The sequence below is a fragment of the Alkanindiges illinoisensis DSM 15370 genome (assembly GCF_000619845.1).
In the GTDB taxonomy this organism is placed as follows: Bacteria; Pseudomonadota; Gammaproteobacteria; order Pseudomonadales; family Moraxellaceae; genus Alkanindiges; species Alkanindiges illinoisensis.
The window spans coordinates 189,610-204,923 of sequence record NZ_JHUX01000004.1 but is presented as its reverse complement, the minus strand read 5'-3'; the positions used below and the strand labels follow the sequence as shown (position 1 = coordinate 204,923).

The window sequence follows — 15,314 nt, the reverse complement described above, 5'->3', positions numbered from 1 at the left end:
GCTAAAGCCCTGCCATAACATCTGTATTGCAGATTGCCGCTGGAGAATCTGAGAGAAGGTCGTGCAGCAGGCCAGCTTTTTCATTACAATAGGCGCACTTTTGGGCAGGTGATGCAAAATGGCCGATTTGAATAACACAATGATTAATCCTGATCCGCATGCCTTGGATCACTATGTGGGCAACACGCCACTGGTGCGCTTGCAGCGTCTGGCCAATCATACCGCTGCCAGTGTGTATGCCAAGCTGGAAGGTAATAATCCAGCCGGTTCGGTGAAGGACCGTCCGGCCTACAACATGATTATGCAAGCTGAACGCCGTGGTGACATCAAGCCCGGTGATACCCTGATTGAAGCTACCAGTGGCAACACTGGCATTGCGCTGGCGATGGTGGCTGCCATGCGCGGTTACAAGATGATCCTGATTATGCCGGATAACATGAGTCAGGAACGCAAGGATGCCATGGCTGCCTATGGCGCAGAATTGATTGAAGTACCGGCCAAGACTGCTGGGATGGAAGGGGCACGTGACCTGGCACTGCAAATGCAAAGCGAGGGCAAGGGTCTGGTGCTTAACCAGTTTGGCAACCCGGATAATAGTGCTGCACATTACCTGACCACTGGCCCTGAAATCTGGCAACAAACGGATGGCAAAATTACCCATTTTGTCAGTTCCATGGGCACCACCGGCACCATCATGGGCGTGGCCAAATACCTTAAGGAAAAAAATCCCGATATTCAGATTATTGGGCTGCAACCTTCTGAAGGTGCTGCCATTGCCGGAATTCGTCGCTGGCCCAAGGAATATTTGCCGACCATTTTTGATCCATCACTGGTGGATCGCACCATGGACATTCCGCAGCTTGAAGCTGAAAAAACCATGCGCCAGCTTGCGCGGCAGGAAGGCATTTTTGCTGGCGTGTCCTCTGGCGGTGCCGCATGGGCAGCCATTCAGGTAGCTGAAGCTATTTCTCAGGAACAGCCGGATGCAGTGATTGTCTGTATTATTTGTGACCGCGGTGACCGTTACCTGTCCACTGGCCTGTTTTCCGTGGTGGATTAAACAGGGCAGGCTTATATAGATGAGCCGGGTTGCTGATTAGGGAAGATTTTTATGCAAATGGATTTGTCATGCTAAACCTGCCAGTGCTGGTGTTTGACATTGAAACCATTCCGGATGTCCGTTCCGGTTCGCGCCTGTATGGACTAGACTTGCCGGATGATGACACCGTCTTGGCCATGAATAACATCCGCCGACAGGAAAGCAACAGTGATTTTCCGCGCTTGCCCTTGCATGAAATTGTCTGTATTTCTGGCATCTGGGTGGAAGAAGGCCAGATCAGGCTATTTTCCTTTTGTCAGGAAAGCATGAGCGAGCAGGAAATTATCAAACGGTTTTTGTCCGTGTTTGACAAGCATTTTCCCACGCTGGTGAGCTGGAATGGCACGGCCTTTGACTTGCCCGTGCTGATTTTGCGGGCCATGCATTATGGCTTAAGCGCACAGGGTTTTCTCGATCAGGGCGACTTTAACAATGCCCGCCGCTACGACAACTACCAGAACCGTTACCAGCATCGCCATACTGACCTGATGGATTGCCTCGCGCTGTTTAACGCACGCAATTTTCAACGGCTGGATGAGCTGGCACTGTTTCTGGGCTTTCCCGGCAAGCAGGGCCATAGTGGCTACCATGTGCATGACTATGTGAAAAATCAGGACTGGAAAGTACTGTGCCAGTACTGTGAAAGCGATGTGATCAACACCTGGCTGATTTATCTGCGCTGGCAGTTACTGCGCGGGCATTTAAACCGCGATGAACACCAGCACTGGATTAAATTCACCCATGACTATATTGCCGAGCAGTTGCCCGGCCAGCATGAGTTTTTAGCCAACTGGCAGAACAATGCCAAACTAACGCCCTTTAATCCGCTTTGCTAATTTTTAGCTTTATCGACCGCCTATATTTTTTAGCCAGCTTAAGGCTTGTATGTTAAAGCCTGTTTGCCAGCCTGAAAGTTCATTTTGGGATAGATACATGAGACGCAAGCAACGTGAAAAACAACGCCAGCAACCATCTTTAACCTTTAACATTGAAGCGTTAAGTCATGAAGGACGCGGCATTAGCCACTATGCTACGCAAGAAGGCCATCCCATTGATAAGACTGGTAAAAAGGTGTTTGTGGCGTTTGCTTTACCCGGTGAAACCGTGAATGCCCAAGTGCATGAAACCCATAAAAAATACGAAGAAGCCGATTGTGAGATGGTATTGGCTAACCCATCGCCAGACCGGATTGAGCCAGTTTGTCCGCATTTTGGCATCTGTGGCGGTTGCAGCTTGCAACACATGCATCCGGATGCGCAAATCCGCTTTAAGCACGATGTACTGGCCTCACATTTTCAGCATTTTGGTGGGCTAGAACCAGAACAATGGCTACCTCCGTTGCGTTCCACCCGCACCGATTACCGACGCAAAGCACGGCTGGGAGTGCGCTGGGTGGCTAAAAAAGACCGCATGCTGGTGGGTTTTCGCGAGCGCAAAAGCAGCTATCTGACGGACTTGAATGTCTGCAAGGTACTGGATGCGCAAATTGGCGAGCGACTTGAGCAGCTCAAGCAATTGCTAATTGGTCTTGCTGGCCGTGAAAACATTTCCCAACTGGAAATGGCCATTGGCGATGAGATTGCAAATGTTACGGCTGATGGGCAGGCGATCGACAACAAATCGGTAGCCATGATTGTGCGTCATCTCAAGCCACTGATTGACAGCGATGTGCAACAATTGCTGGCATTTGCCCACGAAGTTAACTGGCAACTGTATTTACAACCTGAAGGCTATGACAGCGTGCACCGCATCGACCAGCCGGATGCCCCCATGCGCCTGTATTATGAGTTGCCGGATTTTAATGTGCGCTTTGCCTTTTCACCGCTGGATTTTACCCAGGTGAATCGGGATATGAACCGGCAAATGGTCACTCTGGCCTGCGATTTGCTTGACTTAAAACAAGGCGAACGTGTGCTGGACCTGTTTTGCGGTTTGGGCAACTTTTCATTGCCACTGGCACGCCGGGTTGGCCCAAGCGGTCAGGTGGTTGCGGTGGAAGGCAGCAGTGAGATGGTGGCGCGTGGGTTTGAAAATGCTGCATTAAATGGCATGAACAACCTTGAGTTTTACGCGCAGGACCTCACCAAGGACTTTTCATACCAGCCGTGGGCTGCACAGGGATTTGACGCCCTGCTGATTGATCCGCCACGCTCGGGTGCTGAAGAAGTCATGCATTATTTACCAAAATTTAATGCCAGACGAATTGTTTATGTCTCGTGTAATCCAGCCACCTTGGCGCGTGATGCAGGTATACTGGCGCAGTCGGGTTACCGCATGAAAAAGGCGGGGGTTATGGATATGTTTACCCACACCGGACATGTGGAATCGATTGCCCTGTTTGAAAAAAGCTAGGCGCGAAAAGTTGGGTTTGAACGGCTTTAGGTCATTTGACTGTTGAAAAGCATAATGGGAGTGTAGCATGGTCACCGTACGCGAAGAGTTGCCCAGACGGCTAGACGATGCTGATGTTGCTCAATCTGACGAACTGTCCTTTGGCGAGATTGATCTGGAAATCTGGCTGGAACGCTTGCGTACCCAGCTGGATGATACCGATTTAAGCCAGCTGTCCAGTGCCTGCCATCTGGTGATGGAGCGTACGCTGGCACAGAAAAAAGCCCATCGCTCCAATGCATTTTCAACCGGTGTCGGCATGACCGATATTCTGGCGCATCTGAAAGTCGATGAAGACACTTTGGTTGCGGCCCTGCTGTATCGCAGTGTACGCGAAGATATTATTAATCTTGATGAAGTATTAAGTCTGTTTGGTGAGCATGTGGCCTTGCTGGTTAAGGGCACACTGGCCATGGGTCGCCTGTCTGACCTGATTGAAAACAATAAGAGACTGGAAGACCATTTTGAAAATAACCAGCGCGAGCATTTAACTGGCATCTACAAGATGCTGATTTCAGTCACTGAAGATGTGCGTGTAGTGCTCATTAAGCTGGCCGAGCGAACCTTTGCCCTGCGTGAGTTGTCGAGTGCCTCGCGCGAACGCCAAGAGCGGGTGGGCCGCGAAATTTTATCCATTTATGCCCCGCTTGCGCACCGTCTGGGGATTGCCCAGCTCAAGTGGGAACTGGAAGACCTTGCGTTTCGCTATTTGTCGCCCGAGCGCTACAAGGAAATTGCCACCCTGCTGAATGAAAAACGACTGGAGCGTGAGCAATACATCCAGAATGTCACCCGGCAGCTTAAAACTGAACTGGCTGCACAGGGCATTACGGCGGAAGTCACTGGCCGCGCCAAGCATATTTATTCCATTTACCGCAAGATGCGCAGCAAGGCCTTAAGCTTTGATCAGCTTTATGATATCCGCGCTTTACGGGTGCTGGTCGACACCGTGCCCGAGTGCTATCACAGTCTGGGCATCGTGCATCAGTTGTGGCGGCACATTCCCAACCAGTTTGATGATTACATTACCAATCCCAAGGCCAATGGCTACCGCTCGCTGCACACGGCCGTGATTGCCGAGCACAAGTCGCTGGAAGTGCAGATTCGCACCTTTACCATGCACCATGAGGCTGAGCTTGGGGTATGTTCGCACTTTAATTATAAGGAAGGCACCAAGCGCACCGACCAGTCCTTTAACCATCGGCTGCATTCATTACGTGCCGTGCTGGAGCATTATCAGGATCGGCTGGAAGATGAGGATTCCAATCAGGATCCCAATATTGATGATATTGAGCAGTTGCAGGATCTGGACGGATTTGAGCAGATTTATGTGTTCACCCGCGATGGCGATATCAAGGAACTGCCGCGCGATTCCACCGTGCTGGATTTTGCCTATCATGTGCATACTGAAGTCGGTAACCATTGCTATGCGGCGCGAGTCAATCAGCGCTATGTGCCATTAACCTATCGCTTAAAAACTGGCGAGCAGGTTGAAATCCTGACCAAGCGTGACCGTGAACCCAACCGCGACTGGCTGGTTAATTCGCTGGGCTACATTACCACCTCACGCGCGCGTGACAAGCTGCGCCACTGGTTTCGCCAGCAGGATCGCAGCAAGAATCTGGAAATTGGCCGGGATATTTTAAACAAGGAACTATCACGGCTGGCAGTTCATCCTAAAAGCATTGACCTGAGCGATTACTGTCAGGTGTTTAATGTTAAAACCGGCGATGATGTGCTGATTGGATTGGTGACTGGCGATATTGGCCTGCATCAGCTCATGAACCAGATTAACCGGCAAATGCGTATTGATCAGGATGAGCCGGAGCTGGTGCTCAAGCCAGCCTTAAACCCGCGTGCCAGCCACACATTGTCTGCGCATGGCATCCTGATTGATGGTCTGGATAATGTCGAGCTGCATGTGGCGCAGTGCTGTCAGCCCGTGCATGGTGAAGCGATTGGTGGTTATATTACCCTAAACCGGGGCGTTAGCATTCATAAGCTGACCTGTCCGGAATATGGCCGCATGATCAAGCATGAACCGGAACGTGCCATTGAAGCCGACTGGGAAATGCAGCCTACCCGGGGTCAAAGCGTGCAAATTGTGGTGGAAGCCTATGATCGCCGTGGTTTGCTCAAGGATTTAACCCAGGTTATTTTTGCCGATCATATCAATATCCGTCAGGTTAATACTATTTCAGAGGCTGACGGCATTGCCAATATGAAATTATCCATTGAAGTCAAAGGCTTGGCGCAATTATCGCGCTTACTGGCACGGTTGGAGCAACAACCGGGGATTATCAGTGCGCGCCGTCTGGTGCTGGGTAATGCATAAGCTTGATCATGAGTCTTGATTAAAAAGTACGCCAATTCAAACGCTGCTGTGGATAACTTCTGAGTTATCGACAGCAGTATAGCTCTAATAATTTCAAAGAAAATAATTCACAAGACAAAAAAATAGCCCGAACACGCTGGGCTATTTTTTAATTGAAGATTTTATCTTATGAACATTTCTTATGTTTTTGATAAATACGGATGTTGTCCAGATCCGTCATGTATTTTTTGCCTAATGCCAACTGGGTATCCAGATCCAGATCAGGCGAGCTAGCACCAGCATTGCCCAGTTGCTGAGCTGCCTGTGCATATTCCCCGGTTTTACCGCCTTTGCTGGCCAGTAAACTACCCAGTGTGCCAATGGCACTGCTGGCTGCTTTTTGTTGCTGGTACTGCGGGTTATTATTCAGGCTATCAATTTGTTGGATATTGGCTTTAACCAGTTCTAGTTCACGGGTGCCATTCAGTGCAGCAACTTCCAGCGCTGGGCAATCCATCTGGGACAATGTGCTGGTGGAAATCGGTGTGGTTGAGCTGGTGGTCGTCGGTGTAGACGGGGTAGCATTGGTCGTGACTTTACCTGAACTGCTCACATTGGCAGCAATCTGGCTGACTGCATTTAAAGTATCAAACAGGCCAGCATGTGCAGTGGTAACCCCTAAGCTTAACGTTGTAGCAAGTAAAAATAGACGCATGATGCGCTCCTGAGTAGGCAAGGCTATCGTTGTGATTATTGGCTTTCAATGTATTGAAATTTAAAACATTAGTCAATTAAAACTAGCCGCGCGTCAGCCACTGGTTTACCTTTTCGTTCAGGAGTTGCGGGCTTAAGCGTGACAGGGTAAACATTAACTTAGCAGGCAGGCCAACCGGCCAGTGTACCAGTGCCAGCGCAGGCGATGCAGTAGCGGCCTTATAGACTGTATTGGCCACATCACTGGCAGTAAGATTAACGCCCATACGTTTAATGCTGGAGGCATTCATATCAGTAACCATGCCGGTTTGTACAAACAATGGCATGATATCCATCACGCGAATACCATATTTGTGCCATTCAATGTTCAGTGCTTCGGTCAGGCCGCGCACGGCAAACTTGCTGGATGAATAACTGGCCAGATCAGCCTGACCATAAATCGCTGAGGCGGAGGATAGATTAATTACACAGGCCTCTTTGGTTTGCTTTAAATAGGGCAGTGCGTTGTGGCAGCCATTCATCACACCCTGCACATTCACATTAAGCGTTTTGGCATGCTGGGCCAGCGGTGTTTGCTCAAATGGGCCGGAAAATAAAATGCCCGCGTTGTTCAGTAACACATCCAGCCGGCCTGCCCATGCAAAAAAACCGGCCAGTGCTTCTTGCCATGCTTCCGGCTGGGTAACGTCCAGCCAGCCTGTGAGAACCTGATCCTGTGGATACTGTGCGGCAACTGCCTGCATAGCACTAACATCAAGGTCATACAGACCCACACGCCAGCCCTTGTTCAAAAAAAGCTGGGCCGTTGCTGCACCGATGCCAGCGCCTGCACCGGTAATAAAAATGGCCTTGGACATGGCAAAACTCCTGAAAAACCGATTTAAAATTGTTTAATGTTGTGCAGTCTGGCACTTTTTGTGTTTAATGCGCAGGATAAACCAATGTGGTGCGAATCAGAAAAAATGTCAACCTACCAGCTTGATGACCTGCTGCATATCATGCAGCGCTTGCGTAATGAATGCCCGTGGGACAAGGCACAAACCCCAAAAAGCCTGACCCGCTATGCCATTGAGGAAGCTTATGAGGTTGAGGCTGCCATTCAGTCGGGACATCTTGCGGATATTCGCGATGAACTGGGCGACTTGCTGCTACAGGTGGTGTTTCAGGCACAAATGTTTAGCGAGCCTGCCTTTGGTAAAAATCAGGCCTTTAACTTTAGTGATGTGGTGAATAGCTTGGCGCACAAACTGATCCGCCGTCATCCGCATGTATTTAGCGAGGCCAGTGCAACCAGCCAGACTGAAGTGAATCAGCTATGGGAGCAGGTGAAGCAAACCGAGCGGTTAAATGAAGGTAAAACTCCGCGCCGTCGTCTGGATGAGATCAAGCCGGGGCCAGCGCTGATGCAGGCACAGGACTTGCAAAAGCAGGCAGCCAAACTGGGCTTTGACTGGCCGGATGTGCAGGGTGCCAAAGACAAGCTGTATGAAGAAATTGCCGAGCTGGAGCAGGCTATCAGTCATCAGGATAGTGCGCAGATTGCAGATGAACTGGGCGACTGCTTTTTTGCCCTGATCAATGTGGCACGCAAGCTCAATGTTCAAAGTGAAACCGCTTTACTGGGTACAGTCGCCAAATTTCGCCAGCGGTTTGCCTATATTGAAGACCAGTTGGCTGCACAGGGGATAACGCCTGAGCAAAGCAATTTGCACGACATGGATATCCTGTGGGAACAGGCCAAGATTCACCTGAAAAAGTAATGCAGGAAAAGAATTAAGCCTGATTTTTTGAAATTGGGTTTTATCCAGTATTTTTAAGAACAATATACTTTAAATTTTCAAAAACAGCATGTTAAAATAAAAGTGAAAGAGAGCAATGATGAACAAAAAATTTTATCAATCAAAGCATGACAGGGCTAAGCTGTTAACGTGGCTGGACTTAGTACTGTTAGGGCTGCTCAGCATGATTAGCCCGGTACAAGCCGACCCGCCGCGTGAATTGCACACCAGCTTTGATGAATATGCGCGCCAGCAACAGCAGCATGACCAAATTCTGGCCCAGCAGCGTACCGCAACCCGCAAAACTACAACAAGCCCTGGTGCTGCAACCAATAGCACTACGGTTAAAAATCCTGCGGCAAACAAAACTGTAACGGCGGGCAAAAAGTCTGCCTCGCAAAAAAGCAGTACGCCAATCAATATCAATACGGCAGATGAAGCCAGCCTAAGCAATACGCTGGTTGGGGTTGGCCCAGCAAAGGCCAAAGCCATTGTGGAATACCGGCAACAAAACGGAAAATTCAAACAGCCGGAAGATTTGCTGGCTGTAAAGGGAATTGGCCCAGCCACCCTTGAGAAAAACCGTGACCGGATTCGTCTCAACTAACGGATATTTTGCAGGCGCTTAGCCTTAATCCATGTAGTGGTAATGCTGGCGAGCGCTTGCCCGTTAAGAAAAAAAACCCAAGCATAATTGCTCATTACCGGGCAACAGGCTATTATCAGCCGCATTATTAGTTGTTGCATTTGCCTTTAGGAGCCTGCCGTCTGTGCAAACTTTGCGCGCGTCTGACTATGGTTTATCAATTGCCTTATTGTCACCGGCCATTGTGGAAGTTATCGACACCCTGACCAAAGCAGGATATGAAGCCTACATTGTTGGTGGCAGTGTCCGTGATTTGCTGCTGGGCTTGCATCCCAAGGATTTTGATGCGGTGACCAATGCCACCCCGTCCCAGATCCGTGAAACATTTGGCCGCCGTTGCCGTATTATTGGCCGTCGCTTTGAGCTGGCGCACGTGTTTATTGGCCGTGACATGATTGAAGTTGCCACTTTCCGCGCCCCACCACGGCAGGCCCAGACCAGTGCCAGTGGCATGGTGCTGCGTGATAATGCCTGGGGCACCATTCAGCAGGATTATGCGCGACGCGATTTTTCTATTAACACGCTGTACTACCAGCCGCATAAAAACAAGCTGCTGGATTTTTGCCATGCGCTGGATGATATCAAGAATAAGAAACTGCGTCTGCTGGGTGATCCGGTGCAACGCTTTGAGGAGGATCCGGTGCGCATGTTGCGTGTGCTGCGCTTTGCGGCCAAGCTGAACTTTAGCATTGACCAGCCCATCCTCAATATTCTGATTCCCGATATGACCGTGCTGCTGCGCGAAGTGTCGCCGCACCGGTTGTATGATGAAAGCCAGAAAATGTTTAGTGCTGGTCATCTCACTGAATTATTGCCGCTACTGATTAAGCATCATATCTGGTCGCAGCTGTTTGCTGATGTGCCACAACAGGTCACGCCATTTATTGAGCGGGCTGCGGTTAATACCGATCAGCGCATCAAGCAGGGCAAGAGCATTAATCCGGCATTTTTCTATGCGGTGCTGCTGTGGGAAGCTTATTTAAAGCGCCTACAACTTTTAAAAGACAAAGGCTTGCCTGATGTGGAAGCACGCACGCAGGCCGGGATGGATACACTACGGCGTCAGGCATTAAGAACCGCTATTCCGCGTTATTCAGAAAACTTTATCCGTGAAGTGTGGGAAATGCAGCCGCGGCTGATTGAACCCCGAACCCGCCAGATTCCAGCACTGGCAACACATGCGCGTTTCCGTGCTGCCTATGATTTCCTGTATTTGCGTGAGCAATCTGGCGATACCGGCACGCAGGGTATGGGGCAGTGGTGGCATGACTATCAGGAACTCAGCACCGATGACAAAGAGCGTGCCATCCAGAAATACAACCGCCAGCTGATCCGTGACAAGCGCAAGCGGGTTGCTGAGGGTCATGTTGCTGATGACAGTGTTACTGATAGCGCAGATGATACCGATGAAGTGATTTTATCAATTCCTGATCTGGCGTCTACCCGGCCAGCCGCGCGCCGCCGTGCTTCAAAAAATGCCGAGGTTGCCCGCGCAATTGATAACTCGCTGGATCATGCCGTGATTGCATCCAGTAAGACTGTTCAAAATGCCAATCATCCGATTACGCGCCGTCGCCGCAAGCCGCGCGAGCAGTTTCAGGTGGAAATGGGCCGCAATAAATGAGTGTGGCGGCCAATTATCTTGTAGAAAGCCATCTGGTTTATATTGGGCTGGGTAGCAACCTGTCCAATGACAGTGGCAATTCCAGACAGATTTTGCAGCAGGCCGTACAGGCGCTAAAAAAGCTGTCCACGGGTTTGGTGCGCGTATCTGGCTTGTACTTGAGCAAACCAATGGGACCGCAAGACCAGCCGGATTATTTGAATGCGGTGGCTGGCTTTGAAACCCAGCTAACCGCACATGAACTACTGGCTGCACTGCAACAGATTGAACAGCAGGCTGGCCGTATTCGCCTGCGCCGCTGGGGTGAACGCACGCTGGATCTGGATATCCTGCTATATGCTGAACAATGCATTGATACACCGGAACTCACCATTCCGCATGTCGGCATCCTGCAACGCAATTTTGTAGTGATTCCGCTGCTTGAACTTGATGCGCAGTTGCATATTGCTGACATGCCCATCAAGGATTGTCTTGCTGCACAAGAGTCTAAGGGTATTTGCCAGATTGCTGATTCATCTTGGGTAGCTTCTTCTTAGGCAGCTTTATCCTAAACAATCAGCAGTTAAGCGAAGCCATCATTACGGCAATGATACCAGTTGCTGTTATTTCCCTATCTGGCCACGGAGAATATCTCATGATTAGTCTAAGCAAGTTGCAACAGTACAAGGCAGAAGGTACCCGCTTTTCCTGCCTGACCTGCTATGATGCAACCATGGCCAAGGCAATGGAAGTGGCGCAGATTGATACCATCCTGATTGGGGATTCACTGGGAATGACCATTCAGGGACATGATTCAACATTGCCAGTAACAGTACAGGACATGGCCTACCATACCCGTGCCGTGCGCCGTGGCAACCAGCATGCACTGATTATTGCCGACCTGCCATTTATGAGTTATAGCACCTTGCCGGAAGCCATTGATTCGGCACGTCAGGTGATGCAGGCCGGGGCGCAAATGATCAAGATCGAAGGCGGGGCATGGCTGGCTGATACCGTTCGTGTGCTGGCGCAGGGTGGCATTCCGACCTGTGTGCATCTGGGTTTGACCCCACAGTCGGTAAATGTTTTTGGTGGCTATAAGGTGCAGGCCAAAACCCGTAGCGCCGCCGACCAGTTGCTGGCCGATTGCGAAGCTGTGGTTGAAGCTGGTGCTGCCATGCTCTTGCTGGAATGCGTGCCCGTGCAGGCAGCCAAGGAAGTACAATCACGTTTTGGAGTACCCGTCATTGGTATTGGTGCTGGCCTGCATTGTGATGGTCAGGTACTGGTGATGCAGGACATGCTGGGCCTGACCTTTGGCAAATCAGCGCGTTTTGTACGCAACTTTTTACAAGATCAGCAGGGCGAAAACCCAATTGTTGAGGCTTTTAAAAGCTATCATCAGGCGGTGCGTGAAGGAACCTATCCAGCACCCGAGCATACCTTTCAAATTGAACTATAAATTTAAGCCGTTTAGCCGTCGGTGGATTTGCAGGATTAAAGCAAGTTAACCTGACGGCAAGACTGAAACAGGATTCAATCCCTTAACAAGCCTGTGTTTATACATCGCCATCAAAATTAGCCAAAAAGTGACAGAGTTATAAAAAATGAGAACTGAAGTAACCCTGCAAGGCCTACAGGCTGCGCTAAGCCCGGTACGTCTGGCTCGCAAGAGCATTGGTTTTGTGCCTACCATGGGCAATCTGCATCAGGGCCATATTGCCTTGGTTAAGGAAGCCAAAAAATACTGTGATGTGGTGGTGGTCAGTATTTTTGTCAATCCCACCCAGTTTGGGGCAGGCGAGGACTTTGAAAAATATCCACGCACGCTGGAAGCGGATAGCCAGTTACTGGCTGATGCCGGCTGCGATATGATTTTTGCGCCCAGTGTGCAGCAGATGTATGGCAACAAGCCGCAGCTGACCACCGTACAGGTTGATGATATTGCCAATGACTTATGTGGCAAAAGCCGTCCCGGACATTTTACGGGAGTGGCAACGGTAGTTACCAAGCTATTCAACATGGTACAGCCCAATGCCGCATTTTTTGGTGAAAAGGACTGGCAGCAACTGGCAGTCATTCGTCACCTCACCACGGATCTGTGTTTTTCCATTGATATTATTGGGGTGCCGATTGTGCGTGATGAACAAGGGCTGGCCTTAAGTTCACGTAACGGGTATTTATCTTCTGAAGAAAAACAAACGGCCATCCAGATTTATCAGACCCTGAAAATGGTGGAGCAGGACATTAAATCGGGACAGACTGATCTGGATGCCATCTTGCAGCGTGGTCGTGACTACCTGGCCAGCCAGGGTTTTGTGGTGGATTATCTGGAAGCCCGTACGCCTGACCTGAAACCGGTAAATGACATTCAGCAGGATATGATAATTCTGGCAGCCGCCAAGCTGGGTAGTACCCGCCTGATTGATAACCTGCACATTAAGAGTATTCACTAAATCAATAACCGAAACCACACACTGAATCTACACACTGGGCGCATAGTTTCGTAGTTAGATAGACCTTGCCTGCAAATAGTGAAATATCAGTTGTTTAAGTATCAGGGGGAAGGGTGAAAAGACTACTTATTGTATCCGGGCGTTCCGGTTCAGGGAAAAGTTCTGCGCTGCACATTCTGGAGGATATTGGCTATTACAGTATTGATAATTTGCCATTATCCCTATTGCCGGAAATCGTGGCCAAGCTGGATCAGGAAAACCATCTGGATATGCTGGCGCTGGGTGTGGATGTACGTACGCCGCGCTCTGACCTGATGGAGTTTGAATCCATTTTAGAGCAGCTTAAAGCACATGGCGAAGTTGAAGTTCTATTTTTGAATGCACGCGATGATGTGTTGCTGGCACGTTTTGGCGCAACCCGTCGCCGTCATCCGCTGGCTGATCGCTATAGCACCTTGCAGGAAGCATTGGTTGCCGAGGAAGCACTGCTGGCACCGGTTGCCAACCGCGCTACCCTGACACTGGATACCAGCAGCCTGAATGTGCATGAGCTTAAGCAAACCCTGACCGTCAAGATGGGGCAGGGCGACCAGATGATTCTGATTTTGCAATCATTTGGCTATAAGCATGGTATTCCACTGGATGCTGATTTTGTCTTTGATGTGCGCCATTTACCAAATCCGCACTGGCAAGCAGCACTGCGTCCCAAAACAGGCCTTGATAAAGACGTGCAAGATTTTTTAGGTTCTGATAAAAATGTAAATGGAATGTTTGATGACATTTATCAGTTTCTGAGCAAATGGATGCCGGTATTTGCCGAAAGCCATCGACATTACCTGACCGTTGCCATTGGCTGCACAGGCGGACAGCACCGGTCTGTTTATCTGGTAAACAGACTCAGCGACGCACTTAAGCTACAATGGCCTACCCAAACCTTGCATCGAGAAATGAAGCACTGGTCATGATAGATACCACCATAGATGTCATTAACAAACTAGGTTTACATGCACGCGCCTCCGGGCGCCTGATTGAAGTCACCACCCGCTATCGTTCCGATATCCAGCTGGGTCGTGGCAATAACCTGATTGATGCCAAAAATATCATGTCGCTGCTCATGCTGGGTGCAGGCAAGGGAAGTACCTTACGTTTAGTGATTAACGGTCCAGATGAAGACAAAGCCTTTGAGGCGATTCGTGACTTATTTGCTGCCCGTTTTATGGAGGCAGAATAGCCCATGCCATACAAGAATGCATCACGCAAGACCATTGAAGAGGAATGGGAAGCCCTAGATGGCAGGCCCAGCAAGACCGAACAGAAAAAAGCTGTACAGCGTTTTGCTGCCTTGGGTGAGCAACTGGCGACCTTGTCTGCCAACCAGATTAAAAAACTGCCGATTGATGAGGCATTAAAAGATGCCCTGCTACAGTTAGGGCAGATTACATCCTTCGAGGCGCGACGGCGGCATTTTCAGCGCATTGGCAAGCTATTGCGCAATGAAGATGAAAGTGTGCTCATGGGTGCGCTATCGCCACGGCAGGGGGCCAAAAAACAGGCACAACTGATGCGCTGGATTGACCGCTTGCTGGAACAGGGCGATCAGGCCGTTAACGATTTTGTGCGCCAGTATCATGCGGCAGAGCGGCATACCCTGCGTCAGCATATCCTGCGTTTGCAGCGTGATATAACCCAGAACAGTGATGAAAATACCCAGCAACAGTCACGGCAAAAACTGGTTAATTATGTCCAGCAGGTAGCCTTGCTGTCTGATGAAAGTAAATAAAGTATTTAACAAACAATGTCCTGCATTTTTCATTTGTACGACTTGAAAGAGTTGTCCATTTTGGTAGTGATGAAGCAGGTCTTGGTTGCATAAATCCCGTATAATCCCTTAAATTTTTTAGGGGATATCGTATGAGCTTACCTGCCTGCCCGCAATGCCAGTCCATCTATACTTACGAAGATGGAAGCCAACTGATTTGCCCTGAATGTGCCCATGAGTGGAGCGCCACTGATACAGCCACTGCTGATGAAGTTCAACCGATTAAAGATGCCAATGGTAATCTACTGAGTGATGGCGATACTGTGACCGTCATTAAAGACCTGAAAGTTAAAGGTTCATCGCTGGTGGTGAAGGTTGGCACCAAGGTCAAGAATATTCGCTTGCTGCCGGATGCAAGTGATGGCCATGATATAGACTGCAAGATTGATGGCATTGGCGCCATGAAGCTAAAATCCGAATTTGTTAAAAAGGCCTGATGGCTTTTGATTCAGGCTGTCTGCTTTGATGAGTCTGATGCTGGTAGAAGCTAACAA

The 15,314-nt window shown here is 49.6% G+C and carries 16 protein-coding genes; 14 read left to right on the top strand and 2 right to left on the bottom strand.

Translation table 11 applies throughout. The features are described from left to right. Positions 1 to 118 precede the first annotated feature (118 nt). The 4 genes from cysM (at position 119) to Q337_RS0109780 (ending at position 5,825) form a co-directional block, all read left to right on the top strand. Complete coding sequence (cysM, locus tag Q337_RS0109795; RefSeq protein WP_407636767.1) at positions 119 to 1,060, top strand: cysteine synthase CysM; 942 nt, start codon at positions 119 to 121, stop codon at positions 1,058 to 1,060. A gap of 68 nt (positions 1,061 to 1,128) precedes the next feature. Then, positions 1,129 to 1,935 carry a 3'-5' exonuclease gene (locus tag Q337_RS0109790; protein WP_026471448.1) on the top strand — a complete coding sequence of 269 codons (807 nt, stop codon included), beginning with the start codon at positions 1,129 to 1,131 and terminating at the stop codon, positions 1,933 to 1,935. Between the two features lie 97 nt (positions 1,936 to 2,032). Beyond that, positions 2,033 to 3,451 carry a 23S rRNA (uracil(1939)-C(5))-methyltransferase RlmD gene (gene rlmD / locus Q337_RS0109785; protein ID WP_026471447.1) on the top strand — a complete coding sequence of 473 codons (1,419 nt, stop codon included), beginning with the start codon at positions 2,033 to 2,035 and terminating at the stop codon, positions 3,449 to 3,451. Between the two features lie 67 nt (positions 3,452 to 3,518). After that, positions 3,519 to 5,825, top strand: a complete 2,307-nt coding sequence (locus Q337_RS0109780; protein ID WP_026471446.1) for a RelA/SpoT family protein — start codon at positions 3,519 to 3,521, stop codon at positions 5,823 to 5,825. Positions 5,826 to 5,991: 166 nt separating this feature from the next. On the opposite strand, the gene Q337_RS0109775 is transcribed toward Q337_RS0109780, so the two are convergent. Together Q337_RS0109775 and Q337_RS0109770 are read right to left on the bottom strand one after the other, a co-directional pair. Beyond that, positions 5,992 to 6,519, bottom strand: coding sequence for a hypothetical protein (locus tag Q337_RS0109775; RefSeq protein WP_026471445.1), 528 nt, complete (start codon positions 6,517 to 6,519; stop codon positions 5,992 to 5,994). A gap of 82 nt (positions 6,520 to 6,601) precedes the next feature. After that, the gene (locus Q337_RS0109770; RefSeq protein WP_026471444.1) at positions 6,602 to 7,375 is read right to left on the bottom strand and encodes an SDR family oxidoreductase; all 774 of its coding nucleotides are present in this window, start codon (positions 7,373 to 7,375) and stop codon (positions 6,602 to 6,604) included. 84 nt (positions 7,376 to 7,459) lie between these two features. On the opposite strand from Q337_RS0109770, the gene mazG reads away from it, so the two are divergent. The 10 genes from mazG (at position 7,460) to Q337_RS0109715 (ending at position 15,257) form a co-directional block, all read left to right on the top strand. Further along, positions 7,460 to 8,278 (top strand): nucleoside triphosphate pyrophosphohydrolase, encoded by an 819-nt coding sequence (gene mazG, locus Q337_RS0109765; protein ID WP_228133114.1) that lies wholly within the window; start codon positions 7,460 to 7,462, stop codon positions 8,276 to 8,278. Between the two features lie 202 nt (positions 8,279 to 8,480). Continuing rightward, positions 8,481 to 8,903, top strand: a complete 423-nt coding sequence (locus Q337_RS18390) for a helix-hairpin-helix domain-containing protein (protein ID WP_084494807.1) — start codon at positions 8,481 to 8,483, stop codon at positions 8,901 to 8,903. Between the two features lie 163 nt (positions 8,904 to 9,066). After that, positions 9,067 to 10,566: a polynucleotide adenylyltransferase PcnB gene (gene pcnB, locus Q337_RS0109750; RefSeq protein WP_026471442.1), complete on the top strand. Its 1,500-nt coding sequence runs from the start codon at positions 9,067 to 9,069 to the stop codon at positions 10,564 to 10,566. Next, positions 10,563 to 11,102 carry a 2-amino-4-hydroxy-6-hydroxymethyldihydropteridine diphosphokinase gene (gene folK, locus Q337_RS0109745; RefSeq protein ID WP_051526766.1) on the top strand — a complete coding sequence of 180 codons (540 nt, stop codon included), beginning with the start codon at positions 10,563 to 10,565 and terminating at the stop codon, positions 11,100 to 11,102. Before pcnB ends, folK begins: the two co-directional genes overlap by 4 nt. A gap of 98 nt (positions 11,103 to 11,200) precedes the next feature. Continuing rightward, positions 11,201 to 12,007 carry a 3-methyl-2-oxobutanoate hydroxymethyltransferase gene (gene panB, locus Q337_RS0109740; protein WP_026471440.1) on the top strand — a complete coding sequence of 269 codons (807 nt, stop codon included), beginning with the start codon at positions 11,201 to 11,203 and terminating at the stop codon, positions 12,005 to 12,007. A 145-nt stretch (positions 12,008 to 12,152) separates the two neighbouring features. Beyond that, on the top strand, positions 12,153 to 13,001 hold the full coding sequence (gene panC, locus Q337_RS0109735) for a pantoate--beta-alanine ligase (protein ID WP_026471439.1): 849 nt from the start codon (positions 12,153 to 12,155) through the stop codon (positions 12,999 to 13,001). A 113-nt stretch (positions 13,002 to 13,114) separates the two neighbouring features. Further along, the gene (gene rapZ / locus Q337_RS0109730) at positions 13,115 to 13,966 is read left to right on the top strand and encodes an RNase adapter RapZ (RefSeq protein WP_026471438.1); all 852 of its coding nucleotides are present in this window, start codon (positions 13,115 to 13,117) and stop codon (positions 13,964 to 13,966) included. Next, on the top strand, positions 13,963 to 14,232 hold the full coding sequence (locus Q337_RS0109725) for an HPr family phosphocarrier protein (RefSeq protein ID WP_026471437.1): 270 nt from the start codon (positions 13,963 to 13,965) through the stop codon (positions 14,230 to 14,232). The genes rapZ and Q337_RS0109725 overlap by 4 nt, the downstream gene beginning before the upstream one ends. A gap of 3 nt (positions 14,233 to 14,235) precedes the next feature. Then, positions 14,236 to 14,781 (top strand): ribosome biogenesis factor YjgA, encoded by a 546-nt coding sequence (gene yjgA, locus Q337_RS0109720; protein ID WP_026471436.1) that lies wholly within the window; start codon positions 14,236 to 14,238, stop codon positions 14,779 to 14,781. Between the two features lie 131 nt (positions 14,782 to 14,912). After that, entirely contained in the window at positions 14,913 to 15,257 is a 345-nt protein-coding gene (locus Q337_RS0109715) for a zinc ribbon domain-containing protein YjdM (RefSeq protein WP_026471435.1), read from the top strand. The last annotated feature ends 57 nt before the right edge of the window (positions 15,258 to 15,314 follow it).

Bases quoted from the DNA above. Each gene is read 5' to 3' on its own strand.
- Q337_RS0109770 (WP_026471444.1), bottom strand. From the start codon at position 7,375: ATGTCCAAGGCCATTTTTATTACCGGTGCAGGCGCTGGCATCGGTGCA.
- panC (WP_026471439.1), top strand. From the start codon at position 12,153: ATGAGAACTGAAGTAACCCTGCAAGGCCTACAGGCTGCGCTAAGCCCG.
- rlmD (WP_026471447.1), top strand. From the start codon at position 2,033: ATGAGACGCAAGCAACGTGAAAAACAACGCCAGCAACCATCTTTAACC.
- Q337_RS0109790 (WP_026471448.1), top strand. From the start codon at position 1,129: ATGCTAAACCTGCCAGTGCTGGTGTTTGACATTGAAACCATTCCGGAT.
- Q337_RS0109780 (WP_026471446.1), top strand. From the start codon at position 3,519: ATGGTCACCGTACGCGAAGAGTTGCCCAGACGGCTAGACGATGCTGAT.
- folK (WP_051526766.1), top strand. From the start codon at position 10,563: ATGAGTGTGGCGGCCAATTATCTTGTAGAAAGCCATCTGGTTTATATT.
- cysM (WP_407636767.1), top strand. From the start codon at position 119: ATGGCCGATTTGAATAACACAATGATTAATCCTGATCCGCATGCCTTG.
- mazG (WP_228133114.1), top strand. From the start codon at position 7,460: ATGTGGTGCGAATCAGAAAAAATGTCAACCTACCAGCTTGATGACCTG.
- Q337_RS18390 (WP_084494807.1), top strand. From the start codon at position 8,481: ATGATTAGCCCGGTACAAGCCGACCCGCCGCGTGAATTGCACACCAGC.
- Q337_RS0109725 (WP_026471437.1), top strand. From the start codon at position 13,963: ATGATAGATACCACCATAGATGTCATTAACAAACTAGGTTTACATGCA.
- Q337_RS0109715 (WP_026471435.1), top strand. From the start codon at position 14,913: ATGAGCTTACCTGCCTGCCCGCAATGCCAGTCCATCTATACTTACGAA.
- Q337_RS0109775 (WP_026471445.1), bottom strand. From the start codon at position 6,519: ATGCGTCTATTTTTACTTGCTACAACGTTAAGCTTAGGGGTTACCACT.
- panB (WP_026471440.1), top strand. From the start codon at position 11,201: ATGATTAGTCTAAGCAAGTTGCAACAGTACAAGGCAGAAGGTACCCGC.
- yjgA (WP_026471436.1), top strand. From the start codon at position 14,236: ATGCCATACAAGAATGCATCACGCAAGACCATTGAAGAGGAATGGGAA.